This is a genomic window from Akkermansia sp. 54_46, from assembly GCF_001917295.1.
In the GTDB taxonomy this organism is placed as follows: Bacteria; Verrucomicrobiota; Verrucomicrobiia; order Verrucomicrobiales; family Akkermansiaceae; genus Akkermansia; species Akkermansia muciniphila.
Genome location: NZ_MNUD01000036.1, coordinates 303430 through 321168, shown reverse-complemented (window position 1 = coordinate 321168; position 17739 = coordinate 303430). Strand labels below are relative to the sequence as shown.

21 protein-coding genes are annotated in these 17739 nt (G+C 56.2%); 11 read left to right on the top strand and 10 right to left on the bottom strand.

Annotation, left to right across the window (positions count from 1 at the left end; all coding sequences use genetic code 11):
* Nucleotides 1-70: 70 nt before the first annotated feature.
* From BHW66_RS12165 to BHW66_RS12155, 3 genes are all read left to right on the top strand, one after another.
* Nucleotides 71-1000: a ribose-phosphate pyrophosphokinase gene (locus tag BHW66_RS12165; RefSeq protein ID WP_012420508.1), complete on the top strand. Its 930-nt coding sequence runs from the start codon at nucleotides 71-73 to the stop codon at nucleotides 998-1000.
* A 133-nt stretch (nucleotides 1001-1133) separates the two neighbouring features.
* Nucleotides 1134-1739: a 50S ribosomal protein L25 gene (locus tag BHW66_RS12160; protein ID WP_012420509.1), complete on the top strand. Its 606-nt coding sequence runs from the start codon at nucleotides 1134-1136 to the stop codon at nucleotides 1737-1739.
* A 141-nt stretch (nucleotides 1740-1880) separates the two neighbouring features.
* Nucleotides 1881-3107 carry a hypothetical protein gene (locus BHW66_RS12155; RefSeq protein ID WP_046437071.1) on the top strand — a complete coding sequence of 409 codons (1227 nt, stop codon included), beginning with the start codon at nucleotides 1881-1883 and terminating at the stop codon, nucleotides 3105-3107.
* A 97-nt stretch (nucleotides 3108-3204) separates the two neighbouring features.
* On the opposite strand, the gene BHW66_RS12150 is transcribed toward BHW66_RS12155, so the two are convergent.
* The gene (locus BHW66_RS12150) at nucleotides 3205-3393 is read right to left on the bottom strand and encodes a hypothetical protein (RefSeq protein WP_031931029.1); all 189 of its coding nucleotides are present in this window, start codon (nucleotides 3391-3393) and stop codon (nucleotides 3205-3207) included.
* Here BHW66_RS12150 and hisB point away from each other — a divergent pair.
* Both hisB and hisH read left to right on the top strand, forming a co-directional pair.
* The gene (gene hisB, locus BHW66_RS12145) at nucleotides 3392-3982 is read left to right on the top strand and encodes an imidazoleglycerol-phosphate dehydratase HisB (protein ID WP_012420511.1); all 591 of its coding nucleotides are present in this window, start codon (nucleotides 3392-3394) and stop codon (nucleotides 3980-3982) included. The two genes, BHW66_RS12150 and hisB, sit on opposite strands and share 2 nt — an antisense overlap.
* Before the next feature lie 5 nt (nucleotides 3983-3987).
* Entirely contained in the window at nucleotides 3988-4596 is a 609-nt protein-coding gene (gene hisH, locus BHW66_RS12140; protein WP_046437073.1) for an imidazole glycerol phosphate synthase subunit HisH, read from the top strand.
* Nucleotides 4597-5009: 413 nt separating this feature from the next.
* Here hisH and rpsF read toward each other — a convergent pair whose 3' ends face one another.
* From rpsF to BHW66_RS12120, 4 genes are all read right to left on the bottom strand, one after another.
* Nucleotides 5010-5294: a 30S ribosomal protein S6 gene (gene rpsF, locus BHW66_RS12135; RefSeq protein ID WP_012420513.1), complete on the bottom strand. Its 285-nt coding sequence runs from the start codon at nucleotides 5292-5294 to the stop codon at nucleotides 5010-5012.
* A 434-nt stretch (nucleotides 5295-5728) separates the two neighbouring features.
* Nucleotides 5729-6598, bottom strand: a complete 870-nt coding sequence (gene pdxA, locus BHW66_RS12130) for a 4-hydroxythreonine-4-phosphate dehydrogenase PdxA (RefSeq protein WP_022197523.1) — start codon at nucleotides 6596-6598, stop codon at nucleotides 5729-5731.
* 19 nt (nucleotides 6599-6617) lie between these two features.
* A complete protein-coding gene (locus BHW66_RS12125) occupies nucleotides 6618-6878 on the bottom strand; it encodes a hypothetical protein (RefSeq protein ID WP_046437075.1) in 261 nt (86 codons plus the stop codon).
* A 160-nt stretch (nucleotides 6879-7038) separates the two neighbouring features.
* Nucleotides 7039-7449: a hypothetical protein gene (locus tag BHW66_RS12120; RefSeq protein ID WP_046437077.1), complete on the bottom strand. Its 411-nt coding sequence runs from the start codon at nucleotides 7447-7449 to the stop codon at nucleotides 7039-7041.
* A 173-nt stretch (nucleotides 7450-7622) separates the two neighbouring features.
* Here BHW66_RS12120 and BHW66_RS12115 point away from each other — a divergent pair, with 173 nt between their 5' ends.
* Nucleotides 7623-8594: a serine hydrolase gene (locus BHW66_RS12115; protein ID WP_102733555.1), complete on the top strand. Its 972-nt coding sequence runs from the start codon at nucleotides 7623-7625 to the stop codon at nucleotides 8592-8594.
* A 44-nt stretch (nucleotides 8595-8638) separates the two neighbouring features.
* Nucleotides 8639-9718: an ATP-dependent 6-phosphofructokinase gene (locus tag BHW66_RS12110; RefSeq protein ID WP_012420518.1), complete on the top strand. Its 1080-nt coding sequence runs from the start codon at nucleotides 8639-8641 to the stop codon at nucleotides 9716-9718.
* 74 nt (nucleotides 9719-9792) lie between these two features.
* On the opposite strand, the gene BHW66_RS12105 is transcribed toward BHW66_RS12110, so the two are convergent.
* On the bottom strand, nucleotides 9793-10947 hold the full coding sequence (locus tag BHW66_RS12105) for a DUF805 domain-containing protein (RefSeq protein ID WP_286689097.1): 1155 nt from the start codon (nucleotides 10945-10947) through the stop codon (nucleotides 9793-9795).
* Here BHW66_RS12105 and BHW66_RS12100 point away from each other — a divergent pair.
* On the top strand, nucleotides 10839-11066 hold the full coding sequence (locus BHW66_RS12100) for a hypothetical protein (protein ID WP_286689049.1): 228 nt from the start codon (nucleotides 10839-10841) through the stop codon (nucleotides 11064-11066). The genes BHW66_RS12105 and BHW66_RS12100 overlap by 109 nt on opposite strands.
* 70 nt (nucleotides 11067-11136) lie before the next feature.
* Here BHW66_RS12100 and zupT read toward each other — a convergent pair whose 3' ends face one another.
* The 4 genes from zupT to BHW66_RS12080 are packed head-to-tail and all read right to left on the bottom strand — an operon-like array spanning nucleotide 11137 to nucleotide 14519.
* A complete protein-coding gene (gene zupT, locus BHW66_RS12095; RefSeq protein WP_046437080.1) occupies nucleotides 11137-11949 on the bottom strand; it encodes a zinc transporter ZupT in 813 nt (270 codons plus the stop codon).
* 50 nt (nucleotides 11950-11999) lie between these two features.
* Nucleotides 12000-13019 (bottom strand): thioredoxin family protein, encoded by a 1020-nt coding sequence (locus tag BHW66_RS12090; protein WP_046437082.1) that lies wholly within the window; start codon nucleotides 13017-13019, stop codon nucleotides 12000-12002.
* Between the two features lie 13 nt (nucleotides 13020-13032).
* A complete protein-coding gene (locus BHW66_RS12085; RefSeq protein ID WP_031931038.1) occupies nucleotides 13033-14037 on the bottom strand; it encodes a hypothetical protein in 1005 nt (334 codons plus the stop codon).
* A gap of 20 nt (nucleotides 14038-14057) precedes the next feature.
* Nucleotides 14058-14519, bottom strand: coding sequence for a hypothetical protein (locus tag BHW66_RS12080; protein WP_012420523.1), 462 nt, complete (start codon nucleotides 14517-14519; stop codon nucleotides 14058-14060).
* Between the two features lie 108 nt (nucleotides 14520-14627).
* Between BHW66_RS12080 and BHW66_RS12075 the strand changes: the two genes are divergently transcribed.
* The 3 genes from BHW66_RS12075 to gmk are packed head-to-tail and all read left to right on the top strand — an operon-like array spanning nucleotide 14628 to nucleotide 17397.
* Complete coding sequence (locus tag BHW66_RS12075; protein WP_102758524.1) at nucleotides 14628-15902, top strand: valine--pyruvate transaminase; 1275 nt, start codon at nucleotides 14628-14630, stop codon at nucleotides 15900-15902.
* A gap of 20 nt (nucleotides 15903-15922) precedes the next feature.
* Nucleotides 15923-16798: a YicC/YloC family endoribonuclease gene (locus tag BHW66_RS12070; protein ID WP_046437084.1), complete on the top strand. Its 876-nt coding sequence runs from the start codon at nucleotides 15923-15925 to the stop codon at nucleotides 16796-16798.
* A 5-nt stretch (nucleotides 16799-16803) separates the two neighbouring features.
* Nucleotides 16804-17397 (top strand): guanylate kinase, encoded by a 594-nt coding sequence (gene gmk, locus BHW66_RS12065; RefSeq protein WP_046437236.1) that lies wholly within the window; start codon nucleotides 16804-16806, stop codon nucleotides 17395-17397.
* Nucleotides 17398-17739: the final 342 nt, after the last annotated feature.

Sequence of the window (17739 nt, the reverse complement as noted above, 5' to 3'; positions counted from 1 at the left end):
AATTGTGAGAATTAAGTATTGCGATTATGCGGACCTGTGTTCAGAATGCGTCCGCTTTTCAGTTTCCGGTATGAAGATTATTAGCGGTACAGCACACAGAGAACTTGCGGAGCGCATTGCGCAAAGCGTAGGCATTCAGTTGACGAACGTCACGGTGAATACTTTCCCCGATGGGGAAAGTTTTGTAAAGATAAATGAAAACATCCGGGGCAAGGATGTTTTCCTCATTCAGCCCACCTGCCCCCCCACTAACCATAATATCATGGAATTGTGCGTGATGGTGGACGCCGCCCGCCGCGCCAGTGCCGGACGCATCACGGCTGTTGTTCCTTTCTTCGGGTATGCCCGCCAGGACCGCAAGGATCAGCCCCGCGTTCCCATTACCGCCAAGCTGGTGGCCAATCTGCTGACGGCCGCCGGAGTGGACCGCGTGCTGACTATGGATCTCCATGCCGCCCAGATCCAGGGATTCTTTGATATTCCGGTGGATCACCTGTACGCCGCCCCCGTTTTAATCCGTCACCTGCGCGAACATTATGTTAAAGACCTCAAGAAACTGGTCGTCGTCTCCCCGGACGTGGGCGGCGTGAAAATGGCTCGCGCGTATTCCGACGCTCTGGGTGCGGAATTGGCCATTGTTGCCAAGCACCGCGTCAACGCCACCCATGTGGAAGCCATGAATGTCATTGGTGACGTGGAAGGGCGCGATGCCGTTCTGATTGACGACATGACGGAGACCGCCGGCACCCTGTGCGCTGCCGCCAATATCCTGAAGGAACGGGGAGCTCAGCGCGTGTTCGCCTGCGTTTCTCACGGCGTGCTTGGGGACATGGCCCGCGAACGGATTTCCGGTTCCTGCATTGAACGCGTTCTTACCTCCGACACCGTTCCCATGGCCTATGGCCCCAAAGTGGACTGTGTCAGCGTGGGAGACCTGCTGGGCCATGCCGTGCAGCGCATACATGACGGAGAATCCGTATCATCATTATTTGACATTTAGACAATTTTAGTGCAGAGTCCTGCGCCCTGACCTGAGTACCGGTTTACGCGGGTTCGGAAATCCCGGCGGGGCCTCTGCCTGAACCCGATTAGGAAACATCATCAATCAACACTCAATATTGCCTCTATAAAACATGGCTACATCCCATTCCCTCAAGGCCGAAACGAGAGCCTGCGGCTCCGGTAATCTGAAGCAACTCCGCAGCCAGGGCCTGGTTCCCGGCGTGGTTTACGGTCCCGGTTTTGACAACGTCAATATCCAGGTTGACGCCCGTGAATTTGCCCGCATGCTGGCTTCCGCCGTTTCCGAACACATCCTCGTGGCCCTGGATATCAACGGCAAGATCGTGAAGGTTCTCCTTAAGGAAGTGCAGCACAACCCCATCACCAACGCCTGCCTGCATGTGGATTTTCAGGCTGTGACCGATACCACGGTCATCCATTCCATTGTTCCCGTCATTCTGGAAGGCGATTCCGCCGGCGTGGCCCTGGGCGGCGTTCTGGACCAGACCATTCACGAACTGGCGATTATCTGCCAGGTGAAGGATCTGCCGGAAGCCATTACCGCTGACATTTCCGGTTTGAAACTGGGTGAAAGCCTGCGCATTACCGATCTCAAACTCCCCTCCGGCGTAACCACGGAACTGGCCGGGGATGTGATTGTGGCTATTGTGGAAGCTCCCCGTGTTTCCGGCGAGGAAGCGGCTCCGGCTGCTGAAGAAGCTGTTGCCGAGAAATAAGTTTGATACGCCTGTTTCTTCTTTTACCGGGTCCGGAGCCGTTTTTGCGGCTCCGGGCTTTTTTTTGTCGCCAACAGGGCATCTTTTGGTAAAGTGCAGGATACGTATTTGCCTGATCAATCTGGAAAAAGCCTTAGATTTATGAACAAGTCCCTCATATTGGTGTTGACCGCATTCGTTCCGCTTGCAGCTGCAGATGAAGTAAAACTCAAGGATGGAACCGTTTACAAAAATTGCACGGTAGAAGTGGAAACGCCGGAAAGCGTCAGCCTCCTGGTTCCCGTGTCCGGAGGTATCAAGGATTCCGTAACCGTGAAGAGGGATTTGATTGAATCCATCAGGAAGGCAACTCCTGATGAACTGGAGGCTGCCCGAATCGGCAAAATGTATGCCAAACCGGAAACTATGAATGCCGGGGATTTGGAAAAAGCCTTGGCGGACCTGGACAAGACCATTAAGAAAAATCCCCAGGGCCTTGCTCATGACGCCGCCGTCAAGGCAAGAGCCAGAGTAGTGGTTTTGCTGGAGGAAAAGAAATTGACGGAGGAAGCCCGGGCCGCCCAGAATGCCAGGGAGGAGGCAGAAGTGACCGTGCGCACCAAATACGACCATGAGGCCAATAAGCTGCTGAAGCGTTTCAAGGCGCTTGCCGTGCGCAATCCATACCAGGCCATGGCCGTGTATGACCGCTTGCGCGACGGTTATCCCGGTTCCGCCGCCCTGGCGGATGCCTATCCGGATGCCGCCAGAATCGCCGGACAGCTCAACCGTAAGCTGGAGGTCATGATCGCCGCCAAGGAAAAGTCCTTGGAGAAGGAACGTGAAGCCCTGAGAAAGGAGGAAGAGAAGCGCCGGGGAAATCCCAAACTGACCAAGGAACAGCGCCAGGTGTTGATGGATGCTTTCCAGAAAAGGCAGACTGCCATCCGGGAACGTGAAAACCAGCTCACGGAAGTGTACCGGGCTTTGCGCAAGAAGGTCAAGGAACGCGGGGACCGGTGGTTTGAACCTACGGCAGGTTCTTTGGAAGCCATGAGAGACCTTAAGCTGGTAGCCGCTACGGATGCGGAACGCTTAAAAAAACAGGACCCGGAAAACGGAGCCGGTTCCGCTGCGCTGGAAAAGGCCTGGGATCTGTGTGACGAGAAAAAATTTGACGAGGCTATGGAGGTTCTGACGGAACTCCGGACCGCCCAGGTTCCCAGGGAATACTATGAGGAACTGACGGAAACGGTGCGCGTGGGGTTGCGGGAACAGCGCGCCCGTGAACGCGCCGAACGTGCGGAAGCGGCGCGCAAAGCCCGTGAAGACCGGGATAAGAAACGCCAGGAGGAAAGAGAGGCGGCCGCCAAGGCCAAAAAGAAATAATTCTGCCGTTTTCCGGAGAAAACGCTCCGGAGGAATATGGCGGAAATGGCGTTTACGGACGGGATGGATTAAGTATGTGTTGATTCCATCCTGCCCGTCAGGCTTTCCGGCCGTTGATTTCGCGCAATTCGTTGTCAGAGATTCCTGAGGTTTTTCTGTCGGAGCGGGGCCGGAGGCGTGTTCCTTTGACGGTCTGCATGTTTTTGCGGGGAGAAGAGGGCAAATCTTTCCCCATGCGATATTTCCTGCTTTCTTCCGCCGCGTCTTCAGTATAGAAGTGTTGCATGAGGAACGCTTCTTGCAAACGGGTCACGGGTGAAACGGACATCAGCATGGAACTGAACCTGGACGGCACGGGATGCGCCGCCGTCGCAACGGGGCATGCGTTTTTTGACCATATGCTGGATTTACTGGCCCGCCATTCCCTGATGGACCTGACCCTTCAGGCCCGCGGAGACCTGGAAGTAGACGCCCACCACACGGTGGAGGATGTGGGAATCGTTCTGGGGGAATGCATTAAAAATGCACTGGGGGACAAAAAGGGCATTGTTCGCTACGGCTGTTCCTACCTGCCCATGGATGAAACTCTTACGCGCGTGGTGATGGATTTGAGCAACCGTCCGTATGTAGCTTTCCGTATTCCGGAAGGCGGCTTGCCGGATGCCCCCAACTTTCCGCTGACCCTTTGCGAGGAATTCTGCCGTGCGCTGGCCAATAACCTGCGTTGCAACCTGCATGTGGAAGTGCTTTACGGCAGGGATGGCCACCACATTGCGGAATCTGTCTTCAAGGGCATCGCCCACGCGTTGCGGCAGGCTGCGGCGATTGACCCCCGGGCCGCCGGGACGCTGCCTTCAACCAAGGGAATGCTGTAAAATACATGAAACTTGGCGTGATTGATTACGGTGCGGGCAATCTCCGCAGTGTGCTGAACACCTTTGAGGCCGCCGGCGTGACCGGTCATCTGGTGCGTACTCCGGAAGATGCGGCGGGCGTAACCCATTTGGTTCTTCCCGGCGTGGGCGCCTTCGGCGACTGTGCGGAAAAGCTGCGCCGCCAGAATCTGGTGCCCCTGGTCCGGGCATGGATAGAGCAGGACAGGCCTTTTCTGGGCATCTGCGTGGGCTATCAGGTTCTTTTTGAAAGCGGGGAAGAAAGCGGGCAGGTTCCCGGACTGGGCATCCTCAAGGGGCGCGTGGTTCGGTTTTCAGAATCGGAACTCAAGGTGCCTCACATGGGGTGGAACAGCGTGGCTCTCACTGATCCCGCCGATCCCATCTGGAAAGGCATGGGGAAGGAACCGTACTTTTATTTCGTGCATTCCTATTATCCCCAGCCGGAGGATGAATCCCTGATTGCCGCTTTCTGCACCTACGGCGTGCGTTTTGCTGCCGCTGTCAGGCGCGGCAATCTGGTCGCCACCCAGTTCCACCCGGAAAAAAGCCAGAAACTGGGCGTGAAACTGCTGAAAAACTTTATTTCCCTGTGAGCCGGAAATTGCCGGCTCGCAGACTGACGGCTCTTTCTTCTGACAGCAGAAGGGCAGGAGGAATGATGAATCAAATGAAGCGTGATTCTCGAAAAGCAGCCTTATTAAAAAGACGCCGGGATTAATTCATTTAAGTTATTAGGACGGCGTTCCCCCGTAGAGCTCCATGAATCAGTTTTTCCCCTGTATGGGGAAAGGAAAGTGGTCGGGACATGCGGAGCGGCCAATTGGCCTCTTATCGCCGGTTCCTGATCAATATTGCTTTAGAGGCGGGGGAATATTGGTTGAGCCGGCAGCTTTTCCTCCAGAGGGGAAGGGAGGGTAGTACATAAGAAAAAAGAACCGCCCCTTCACGGGAGCAGTTCTTTTTGGTGAAAAGCAAGGAGCGGAAACTTCGTCCGCATGGGCCTGATTTAGCCGAGCACCTTGTAATACTGAAGGTGAATCTGGGGATTCAGGCGAAGGCGTTCGCGGATGGGCCTGATGGCGGAAGGTTCCGCAGAGAACGTGTAGGTCACATACTGCCCGGCGGAAAGGTGGTTGGATTCGTAGGCGAATTCGCGGCGGCCGGCGTTTTCCGTGGCGGTGATGTCGGCGCCTTCTTCCTTCATCGCGGCGGCTACGGTGCTGATCAACTCTTCAACGGGAGTTTCCGTACCCTTCATGTTGAATACGATAAGAGCTTCGTAATTTCTCATGGTCTTGTGATAATTAGAAATGTGTCGTGCGAACGGTGCGCACCTTGCGGGCAAGTAAGGTGCAATGATTGCCTTCAGAAAGCAAGCCTATTTTTTACCTTGTTTCCGGGAACATGCCGTTTCCTGCGTTTTACTCTCCCCACGGCGCGGAAGAATTGTTCTGCATGGCGTTTCCTGCCGGCGGCCTTTGCTGTAGGAGAGACGATTCCGGCGTTCGCTTGGCGGGTGCCGTACGGAAAAGAGTGGACGCCGCAACTTAGGATATGAGCTTTTCCCGGGTAAAGGATTCCTTTTCCTGCAAAAAAAGGGAGGAACTGGCGGGAGGCAGATCCGCTGGAGCGGTTGCTGCCACGGGCTGAAGGGCTTTGTTCCCCTCCGGAACAGCTTTGTCTTGCGCAGGGTATGGCGGGAAGAGCTCCGAAAGAAGAAAAACGTTAACGCGTCTGCGCCATCTGTACGGCCAGCTGGAAAGCGTGGATGGTGCTGGATGGATTGGCCTTTCCGGTTCCCGCCAGGTTGAAGGCGGTACCATGGTCCGGACTCAGCCGGGGGCGGGGAAGGCCCAGGGTGACGTTGACGGCGGTATGGAAGTCCACCAGCTTCAGCGGAATCAGCCCCTGGTCATGGTAAGGGGCCAGCACGGCGTCATAATTCCCTTCCACGGCATCCCGGTACACGCAGTCCGGGACGGAAGGCCCGTCAAATGCGGCATCCGGATGGATCGCCCTCAGCCGTTCCACGGCCGGGGCAATGATGCTCCCGTCCTCATCGCCGAAAGCGCCGTGTTCCCCGGCGTGGGGGTTCAGGGCTGCCAGGGCGATACGCGGGCGCATGATTCCCTTGCGGATGCAGAAGTCTTTCAGCAGGGTTCCAATGCGGACCAGTTCCTCCGTTTCCAGCAGGGAAGGCACGCTTTGGAGGGAGGTGTGGATGGTTGCCAGCCCCACTGTTAACCGTTTCCCGGTCAGGCACATGGCGTAATTGTCCGTTTCCAGGCGTTCTGCAAAGAATTCCGTCTGCCCCGGCCAGCGGAAACCTGCCTCATGCAGGGTTTCCTTGCAGACGGGGGCGGTGACGACAGCGTCAACCGTTCCTTCCCGCAGGGCATGGGCCGCCTGTTCCAGATGGTCGAAGGCGTGTTTGGCGGATTCCGCGTTAGGCCTGCCCAGGGGAAGCTCCACTCTCTTGCCGATGAGGCGGTATTCCGCGTCTTCCGGGAGTTCTCCGGAGGCAAGCGCGGCGAAAATGACTTCAGGGCCTATGCCCGACTGGTCGCCCAGCGTGTATCCAATGACCGGTTTCATAGTGCGGCAACAGGAGGGATTATAATTCCGCGGGTTCCGGCATTCCGGCAGCGGAAGCGGGAATTTCTTCCGCGGGGGAAACTGGAGTTTTTTCCCCCGGAACAGCCTGCAGGGCTGCCGCCCGTTTTTCCATGTTGATGACCTGTATCGTTTTTTCCGGTTCGTCGGGGTTGCGGAGTTCGAATTCCAGGTGGGAGTTGGTGGACCAGTGGTAATAAATGGTGGCGCCGAGGGCTGCCAGCACCAGAATCAGGAGAATGGAACCGAAGAAGGAGCGCATGCCTCTACTGTGTGCCGGAGGAAAGGGGAATTCAAGAAATTATCAAGACCGCCTGCGTGGGCGGGCAAACGCCGTTAACTACCGTGCATCTTCATTTCCTGAAAGAGGAAGGAAGCGTAAGTAAAAAGAGGCAGCCCGGCATGAGAAGATCCGGGACAGTTCAGGACAGGATTTTCATCGCGAAGAACAGGAGCATGAGCAGGATGGCAAAGCCGATGATTCTGCCCGCCATGCTGCCGTCTTTCCCGTCCTGGATGCACATCGGGCAGTTTTCCGGGCTGTTCATGCCGCTGCATCCCATGCCGCACGCGCCGCAGGGAAAATCCGCTTCCCGCTCCTGTACTCGGTCTTGGAGAAGGAGTTCCAGCTCGTGCACGGAAGGTTCCACGCCGTAGACGACGATTTCCCCGTCAATGGCGAGTGCGGGAAGCGGCGTCCCGGTCTGTTCCGGAACGGTCTCCTCAACCTGCATCTCCGGATTGACACCCAGATGGGCCAATGCCTGGAGAGTATTGGCGCGCAGGGTGTTTCCCGGGTAGGCCCGGCTGTAAAAAAGCTGAATCCTGGTCATGGAGCTGGGTATGTCAGGAACGCTTCCGTTTGGGAAGACTCTTCTTCCAACAAATAGGACGGGCCCCCAAAGGTCAATGCGTTTTTCCGTGTCATGACATATAAGTGTTGTACGGAAAACATTTTAGACTTTTCAAATGAGGAGGGAACGGGCACTATCCCGCCGGTCCCGCCATGAAAAAGCTATCTCTATTCCTTTTGACCCTGGCCTGTGTATTCCAGTTTTCCGCCCAGGCACAGGAACGGCCCAGTTATATTGCCATTGAGGCCAATTCCGGCAAGCTTCTTTTCAGTTCCAACGCAGAAGAAAAAAGGCCCGTGGCCAGTCTTTCCCAGGTAGCCACCGCCATGGTGGCTTTGGATTGGGTGGCCCGCACGCGGTTGCCTCTGGATACTTTCATTGCCGTGCCCCAGGAAGCGTTCGGCCTCCGTGCGGGCAATCCCATGGATCTCCAGCCGGGAGACCGGCTGACGCTCCGGGACGCTTTGTATTCCACCCTGCTGGGTTCGGACAATGTTTCCGCCCTGACTGTTGCCTCCTTTGTGGGGCGTGACCTGGTGTCCCGCCGGGGCGGCGGCGCCCCCATTGCCGCTTTTGTGGCGGAAATGAACAATTTGGCCCGTTCCCTGAGGATGGCCAAAACGCACTTTACCGCTCCCCACGGGCTGGACGCCGGCAACTCCGTTTCCACTTCCTGCGCGCTGGATATGGCCTTGTTGGGCGTTTACAGCATGCAAAATCCGGCTTTTTGCTACATTGTTTCCCAGGCGAGCCGGCGCATTGAAGTGCAGTCCCAGACCAAGGGCAGGACGATGTATGATATTTCCAACAACAACAGGCTCATGAGCGCTTCCGGCGTGGACGGCATCAAGGCGGGCACATCCCGCGCCGCCGGCTCCTGCCTGCTGCTCAGCGTGACGCGCAACGCTATTTCCCGCCGGAGCCCCCAAACGGGGACGGAGGTGATTTATCCGCAGCGCATGATTATTGCGGTGCTTGGTTCTGCGAGCCGCTATTCCCTCGCCAGGGAGATGATGAACACTGGCTGGCGCGTTTGGGAAAACTGGCAGGCTTCCGGCATGGATATGAAGGACCCCAAGGAATTTGTCCAGCTTCCTGTGAAATCTGCTCCACAAAGGAGATAGGAAGTAGACGGGGAAGGATTTTTCTGCTATAAGGAACGCCGAATATGAACATCGGTGTTTTGAATAGCGGGGGTGACTCCCCCGGGTTGAATGCAGTTATTGAAGGTGTTGTGGGCGCGGCTTCCCGTCGCGGCTGGAACGTTGTGGGTTTTTACGACGGTTTTGAAGGGCTTTTGTCCGAGGAAGGGGACGAACGGTTTGAATGGCTGACCCCTGCCGCCTGCCGCGGATTGCGAGCCAAGGGGGGCACCATTCTGGGAACCGTGAATAAAGGCAACTTTGCCATCAAGGTGGGCGTGGACCAAAAGGGGGCTATCGAACCCGCAGTGCTGGAAAAAACGAAGGCCACTGTCCGCCGGCTGGGGCTGGATGCCCTGATCGTCGTGGGCGGAGACGGCTCCCAGTCCACGGCTCTTTTGCTTTCCGAGATAGGGCTCCCCGTAGTTGGCGTGCCCAAAACCATTGATAATGACCTGGGCGCAACCGATGTCACTTTTGGCTTCTACAGCGCCGTTTCCATTGTTTCCGAGTCTTTGGACCGTCTGGAAACCACCGCGAACGCGCACCAGCGCATGATGGTGGTGGAAGTGATGGGTCGGCATGCGGGATGGATTGCCTTGGAAGGCGGCATCGCAGGGAGTGCTGATGTTATTCTTCTGCCGGAAATTCCTTTTTCCCTTGAAAACGTGGTGGAATGCATCAAGGCGCGCAAGGCTGCCGGGCAGCGGGAAATCCTGGTAGTGGTATCTGAAGGGGCCCGTCTGGCGGACGAACTGGTATTGCTGGATGAAAAGACCCAGGGGGAAGTTCGCCTGGGAGGCATCGGCAAGGTGATTGCCAAGAAACTGGAAGAAGCTACTGGGATTGAAACTCGCTCCTGCGTGCTGGGCCATATCCAGCGCGGCGGTTCTCCCTGTTCCTATGACCGGATTCTGGGAACGCGGTTCGGCAGTTATGCCGTGGAACTGGTGGAAAAGCGCCAGTTCAGCTGCATGGTTGCTCTCCGTGGGACGCAGATGACTGCCGTACCCATTGAGGAAGCTGTGAAAACCTTGAAGCTGGTGGATCCCGATTGCCAGCTGGTGCGCACGGCCCGCGATTTAGGCGTATGCTTCGGGGACTGACGTTCTCCGTCTGAGTCACGGGAAATTGATTGTACCCGATAGGGTTTTGATTGCCTTTCAACCGTATCCTGGAATCAGGATACGGTCATTTTTTGCGGAAGCACGCCGTATTCATTGGGGCCTGGCGAGCTTTTAAGAAGCATCATGGACAGGAAGAGGATGGAAAGCAAATCCATCAGGCTGGACACCATTCCCAGGTAGTCCAGATAGGGGGCCATATCTTCCGGTACCAGGCGCAGCAGGAAAATCAGCAGGAAAGTGACGATGAAAATAAGAATGGGAATCAGGATGAATTTTCCGCTCAGATTGCTGTCATGCAGGCGGCGCACGGCGACCGGCAGATTGAAGAGGATATTGAGCCCCGCCACGGCTGCCAGAAGCTCCAGGGAAAGCATGCTCAGCTCTCCGGATTGGTAGAAAAAGTAAAAGGTGGGATTGAAGCAGGAGTGAGCCAGCAGGATTAGAGCGTCTTGCGGATGGGCGGCATATAACAGGATTTGGAGGGAAGGAGAGACATAAAAACCCGCCGGCTGGCTGTCAACGTCTATCATGCTGTAGCCCAGCGGAAGGAACAGGAGGACGGAAAGGAGGAAAAAGGACCAGAATTCCGTCCGGGACGCGCGGCCTGCCACCGTATTCAATTTCCGCAGGCTGATGAGCCAGTAAAGGTAAAACGGAGTCAATGGCTGTTTTTTCAGTTCTCCGGCAGGGGAATCAGCCGGTTGGGGCTCCGGACGGCGGCTGTATTTGTTGCCGTCCGCCTTGCTTTCTCCCAGTGTCAGATAAAAAAAGATCAGATGCCCCAGCCCGAAGGGAATGAAAAGGGAAAAAAGCCAGAGTCCGCTCCTGCCAGTATCATGCAGGCGTCTGAACGCGGCTGATATGCTTGGGATGAACAACACCGCCCACAAGAGGATGGTTAAAGCGTCTCCGTAGATGCTCAGTCTTGTATCAGGGATGTGCAGCCAGTCCGTCAGGATATACCCCGCCAGGGCTGGAATCAACGCCAGGAGGGGAAGAGCCATGAACCACCAGAATTCCGCACGGGAAGCGCAGCCCCGAAAGTCCGCATAATGACGAAAACCTTTTTTCCAGCAGGAGAGGGGAGAAGGGAGGGAAGATGCCTGCGTGGAGGTTGGAGGAACGGAGGAAACAGCAGGAGAAGCAGGAGAAGCAGGAGAAGCAGGAGAAGCAGGAGAAGCAGGAGAAGCAGGAGAAGCAGGAAGCAGGAGAAGCAGGAGAAGCAGGAGAAGCAGGAGAAGCAGGAGAAGCAGGAGAAGCAGGAGAAGCAGGAGAAGCAGGAGAAGCAGGAGATTCCGGCATGGATGAGAAGGGGGTTTCCGTTTAGACTCCCTGATGCCGGGGAATGCTCAATGCGTCTGTGCCCAGGACATGGAAATTTTCCTCCTGCAGCCGGTTCAGATCAGGACAATCGCCATCAGCAGCATTCCGGCGATGATGCCCATGATGGAAATGTGATGGTGCCCCCAGCGTTCCGCCATGGGCAGCAGTTCGTCAAAGGAGATGAAAACCATAATGCCCGCGACGGAGGCAAAGAGAACCGCAAGTACGGTAGGTGTGAGGAAGTGGAACAGGAAGAACATGGCGATGGCTGCGCCCACCGGTTCAGCCAGACCGGAGAGAAAGGAATAAAAGAGGGCCTTTTTACGGCTGCCTGTGCCGTAGTAAAGAGGTACCGCCACGGCGATTCCTTCCGGAATGTTATGGACGGCTACGGCCAGGGCGATGGAGGTGCCCAAAGTCAGGGAGTCCAATCCGGCGGCAAAGGTGGCGATTCCTTCCGGGAAATTGTGGATGCCGATGGCCAGGGCGAACAGAATGCCGGACCTTTTAATTCGGGATGAGGAAAATTCACCGCTGGCCTGTCCATGGATGTCTTCCGGGCCGCGCGCTTCGTGCGGGTTTTCGTCTTCCGGAACCAGGTAATCAATCAGAGCCGCCACGGCAATTCCCCCGAAGAAGGAAGCAATGGCGATCCAGGAACCTGCCGTATGGCCTTCGAACTCTATCAACCTGTGCTGGGCTTCTCCCAGCAGTTCCACCAGGGAGATATACACCATGACTCCGCCGGATAATCCCAGGGCAAAAGTAAGTGTCTTTGTATCCGTCCTTTTCATGAAGAAGGCGATGAAGCCTCCTATGCCGGTAGCAAGACCAGCCAGCGTGGTGAGCAGGAAGACAACGAGGATGTGATCGGCGGAAAGGTCCATGCGTGCACCTGCCGGGCAGGGATGACCCCGGCAGTAAAGAAAGGGGTGTATTATTTTGCGGGAGCCGTGGGAACGATCATCTTCGTGGCCCGGATGGCGCCGGGGGGAAGGGGGGGCTCTTCCCCCGGCTTCAGGAGGCCCCGTTCCTTCTTGATTTCAGGCAGCTTGTCCAGAAGTTTGCTGAACGCTTTTCCTTCAAAACTTTTTGGGAGGAGCGCAACGCCTTCTTTGAGAGGCTGTTCCAATTCATTGACCCTGTTTTGCTGCATGAGCAGGTACACTTTTTGCATGAGAACAGCTTGTTTGACTTCCGGAAGAAGCCCGTTCTTTTTCAAGTAGCTGTCCATGATGGAAAGCGCTTCATCAGGATTTTGATCCGCCAGAATGTGGATGTTTTTCTTCCGGAACGTATCGGCCCATTCCAATTTCTGGGCATGGAGCAGATCGTCCCTGTGCAGTTTGGCGAGAATTCCGGAAGCGTCCTGCGGGTCCAGTTTTTCCAGTTCTGCCAGAGCCGGCTTATAGAAAGTGCGGATGCTGGATTGGGGAACCGTTTTCAGCAATTGAACCAGCGTGTCCCGCCGCTGCTGGTCAGTGAGCTTTTCCGCCAGATTGTTTGTCAGGGACTGCTGCGTGTTGAGTGCTTCCGCCGCTTTTTTTGTATCCTGCATGACCTGGGCAGGATTGGCGTAACCTACGACGGTGTGGACGGGCCGCCCCTGGGCATCCGCAAACACCAGCGTGGGGAATCCGGTGATGCCGTAGGATTTTTTATAGGTTTCCAGAGAAGTTTTTGTCTGCGCGTCCTGCTGCTTTTTACGTGGGTAGTCCAGTTCCACGGGAATAAAGGAACGGGAAATGGCTGTCTGGATTTCAGGAAGGGAAAGAGCCTGCTTTTTCTGCATGATGCAGGCTCCGCACCAGTCGGAACCGGTGAATTCCAGCATTACTCCCTTATTCTGTGCGGCGGCTTGCTGCATGGCTTCCGCAGGGCTGGTACTCCATGTTTCGGAGGCGCCGGCACTCCAGGCGAGGAGTATGGCTGCGAGGGGATGTATGATTGTTTTCATGGCAGGAATGTCATTATTGCATGGGGGGAAGCGGAGAATGGGCGGGGGGAACCCACATGTTTCCGGAAGAGGAGCTGCCGGAATCTCCGGTGTGGGTAGGTGTTTCAATTTTCGGTTTTCCGGCGGGCGGGTCCAGATCTTCCACCACCACTTTCTTTTTGGCGGGCTGGGGCACGGGGGCGGCAGCCGGGGCCGGTGAGGGCGCCCTGCGGATAACGGGGGATTTGAGGGAAGCATCCGTCTGGTTCATGGCCGTAATATTCAGCGGGTCGCCGTAGGCCAGCATTTCCCGGATGTCGTCAGGAAGATCTCCGGCAGGAATGGAGGTGCTTCCCTGTTCGTGCATGATACGCACGAATTCATTTTCCACGCGGGTGATTTCCACATTCAAATAAGTTTTGCCTGAATGGGATGTCTTCAGAATGTCGAACTTGCGGCCGCGTGCCTTGGCTCTGGCGTGTTGGCGGTAGCGTTCGAAGTAGGAGCGGATTTCTCCCCGGATGCCGGCTACGCGCATTTTCTCTTTCTCAATGGATTTTTGCGTCTCTTCCAGGTCGGAGGCCGTATGTTCAAAGATATCCAAAAGGCTGAGCAGCTGTTCCTTGGGAGCGGTCCTGTTCCGTATTTCCCTGAGCTGTTCCTGCTTCTTCAGCAGCTGGGCATGATTGTCCTCCAAAGCTTCCCGAGCATCTTTGACAGGGTCTGGAAGCTGGGAAAATTTTTCATAAACAATATAGCCGGCACTGATGACGATAAGGGCGAACAGCCCCAGGCAGAGGTTCCAGAAAAGAGCGTCTCCCCTGGCTTTCCGTTCGGAATCCTCCTGCCGGGCGGATTCTTCTTCCGCAGCGTGTTCCGAGACGACGTCCAGGGAGGTTTTCAGACGTTTTTTGGCTGCGGGGGCGGAGTTTTCATCCTTATGTTCTCCTCCGTTCTCCTTCGGAGCAAAGCGGGTTTCGTCTTCCGCAGGGGGGAGAGTTTCGCCGGACGGCTGTCTGGGAGCGGGGGCGTCGGTCATGGGATGCGCGGGAATGGAGGTTAGTCTACCGGGTGGGTTTGTTTGAATTCAGCCAGTTTGGCCGCATACGCGTTATATTGATATTGCAGGGCATGGAATTCCTGCTTGCGCTGCGCCAGCGTTTTGCGCATGTCTTCAATGTCAAAGCACAGGTGCTCGAAGTCGCGGCGTTTGGAAGGCAGGACATCTATATCCTTCACCGTGAAGGGCGTCGTGATTCTTCCCGGGTTGGAAAGCCTTTTCTGAAGATTGTAATTAACGCGGGCATCGTGGGATTCCGCCTGGCTTATTTCCTGTTCCGTCTGGGCCAGTGCGTTTTTCATTTGCTGGAGTTGGGCCTGGAGCTGCTGGTGTTCCTGGGATGAATTCCCCGTCAGGAAGGAGGTCAGGGCTTCATTCGTACTGCTGTCGCACGAAGTAAGGGCCAGCGTGAGGGCCAATGCCGGACAGGTACGCCTGGTGAATCTCACGATGTTGAACATGCCGGGGATTATGAACCTTAACGGAGGGGAAAGTCAAACTGTTCATGCGCCCTCCGGAACAATGATTTTTCTCGCATAAAACGCGTATGCGGCTACAATGCCCGCGGCATGATGCAATTATCGGAGATTGGAGGCCATCTGACGGCCAGAACGGGTATTGATGATTTGATGGAGGATTTATTCAAGGCCCTCCATTCGGGAGACGCAGGCTTGTGCCAGTTGAACGGCGGGAGCCCCGCCGTTATTCCTGAAGTGACGGAACTTTGGCGACGCAGCATGGAGGAACTGGTGCGAAATGGCAAATTTGACGTGCTGGTGGGCCATTATGCCCATCCGGGCGGGGATCCTGCCTTTATCCGTGCCCTGGTGTGTTTTCTCAATGAACGTTGCGGATGGAACCTGACGCCGGAAAATGTGGCGATTACCCAGGGCGGCCAGATGGCCTGCTTTACACTGTTCAACATGCTGGCGGGCCCGTGCCCGGACGGTGCTGTGCGTGAAATCCTTTTTCCCCTGTGCCCGGATTATGTGGGATACCAGTCCCAATCCCTGTGCGGCGGCGTCATGTTCCGGGGCATCCGGCCCGGCATCCGCATGCTGGACGGGCACACGTTCAAGTACGTGATTGATTTTGACCGTCTGGACATACGTCCGGAAACGGCCGCCGTCTGCATGTCCCGGCCTACGAATCCCACCGGGAACGTGGTGACGGATGAGGAATTGGGGCTTCTGCGGGAAATGACTTCCCGCGCCGGGGTTCCCCTGATGATTGACAATGCTTACGGGCCTCCGTTGCCCAATATTTGTTTTGTGCCCGTAACCCCGGCCTGGGATGAGAACATGATCCTGACCATGAGCCTGTCCAAGATCGGGTTGCCCGGAACGCGCACCGGCATTGTCATTGCGCGCCCGGAGATCATTCGTGCCGTCGTGAGCATGGTGACCACGTCATCCCTGTGTCCGAACAATCTGGGCCAGGCTCTGGTGACGCCCTATCTGGAAGACGGCACTCTGGAGAGAGTCTGCCGTGAAACCCTCACGCCGTTTTACCGTGGCCGGGCGGAATTCGCCCTGTCCCTGCTGCCGGAACTTTTCGGAGAATCCATCCCCTGGCGCGTTCATAAGAGTGAGGGCGCCATGTTTCTGTGGCTGTGGTTTGAGGGATTGCCCATCACGTGCCAGGAGCTTTACGAACGGTGCAAGTCACGGGGCTGTTTTGTAAATCCCGGCCATCACTTTTTCTTCGCCCTTCCGGAGGTGGGGGAACCCTGGCCGCACCGTCATGAATGCATCCGCATCAGCTTCACCCAGACGGAGGAACTCCTGCGCAAGGGGCTTTCCATCGTGGCGGATGAAGTGCGCAAGGCCTACTCCCGTTCTTAATCCAAACCTGACCCGTATCCATGAACAGCATGACCGGTTTCGGCAGAGACGCCGCCCAGACAGACCGTTATAATATCCTTGTTGAAATATCAGGCGTAAACCGCAAACAAACGGAAATTGCCGTCAATGTGCCGCGCGGCTATGCGGAATGGGACGCCTCCGTGCGTTCCATCGTGCAGGGGGCTGTTTCCCGCGGCCGTGTAGGCGTCTCCATTTCTGTGGAGCGTCTGGAGGAAGCGGATGGCTCCCTCCAGCTTGATGAGCAGAAACTGGCCTCCCTGGCGGAGCTGCTGAACCGTGCGTCTGACCTGACAGGTCAACCGTTGCCCCTCCAGGCGTCCGACCTGCTGAGGCTGGATATCGTTACTTCCGCAGCGGAAGCATCCCTTTCTCCGGAAGAAGCGTGGCCGATGGTGGAAAAGGCGCTCAAAGCCGCCCTGAAGGATTTTATTTCCATGCGTGCGGCGGAAGGCGCCAACCTGAAAGCGGACGTTCTTGGCAAGCTGGATGTCTTGGAGCAATTCCGCCTCCGTATTGCGGAACATGCCCCTTCCGTGCCTGTCAGGCTTCGGGAGGCCATGCTCAAGCGCTTGGCTGATGCCGACCTGTCCGTTTCCGCGGACGATGAACGCATCATCCGGGAAGTGGCCCTGTTTGCGGACAAGTGCGACATTTCCGAGGAAATTACCCGTCTCTCCTCCCATTTTGACCAGTTCCGCACCTTGTGCGGTTCCTCCGCTCCTGCGGGCAGGCCTCTGGATTTCCTTTGCCAGGAAATCTTCCGGGAATTCAACACCATCGGCTCCAAGGCGAACGATTCCACGCTGGCCCATCTGGTTGTGGCTGCCAAGACGGAGCTGGAGAAGATCAGGGAACAGGTTCAGAACATCGAATGACAGCCATGAAACAGCCATTGGGAACATTGCTGGTGGTATCCGGGCCTTCCGGTTCCGGGAAGACGACGTTGTGCCGCCGCGCGACGGAAAACGGTCTGTGCGTGTACAGCATTTCCTGCACGACGCGCCAGCCCAGACCCGGGGAAGTCAATGGGGTGGATTACCATTTCCTGACTCCCGCCGAATTTGACGCCAGGGTGGAGCGGGGGGACTTTCTGGAATATGCGGAGGTGCACGGCAACCGCTACGGTACGCTGAAAGCGGATATTTTGACTCTTCTGGAACAGGGGAAAAACGTGGTGATGGATATTGACGTGCAGGGGGCTGGGCAAGTCCGTTCCTGCCGGGAGGGCATTCTTCCCCTCTGCTATGCGGACGTTTACATTTATGTTCCGCAGGAGGAGCTTAAAAGCCGCCTTTGCGGACGGCAGACGGATGGCGCTGAAACCATCGCCCTGCGTCTTCGCAATGCGGAACAGGAAGACGCCTGCCTGCCGCAGTACCGGTACTGCCTGGTTTCCTCCGACCGCGAAACGGATTATGCTTCCTTTTGCGCCCTGCTCAAATGCCAGTCCATGCGGGTGGGACTGATGCGGTGATAAGGTCTTGCCTGTTTATCGAGAGGCTGCGTTCTCTCGTCTCGTCCCCCGTCGCATGGCATTCGGGATGGCGGCTCCAGTTCCGAGACATTTGGAATTGGTTCTCTTCCCGTGCCTATATGGTATGTGATTACCTTTCCTCTGATCCGGCCTACGTGAAAAAACGCGGGTTGAAATTCTTGACGTGCAGGGTACTCATAGGCTCTTTGAATAATTCAATGTTGAAATTATCTTCCAGGCAAAGAACCTCAAAAGAAGTGCCCTGGTAGGTCAGATACTGTCCCGTTTCCTTGTATCCGTTAATTGTCTTTTTTGGCTAAATTTTTGACTGTCAGTTGAATG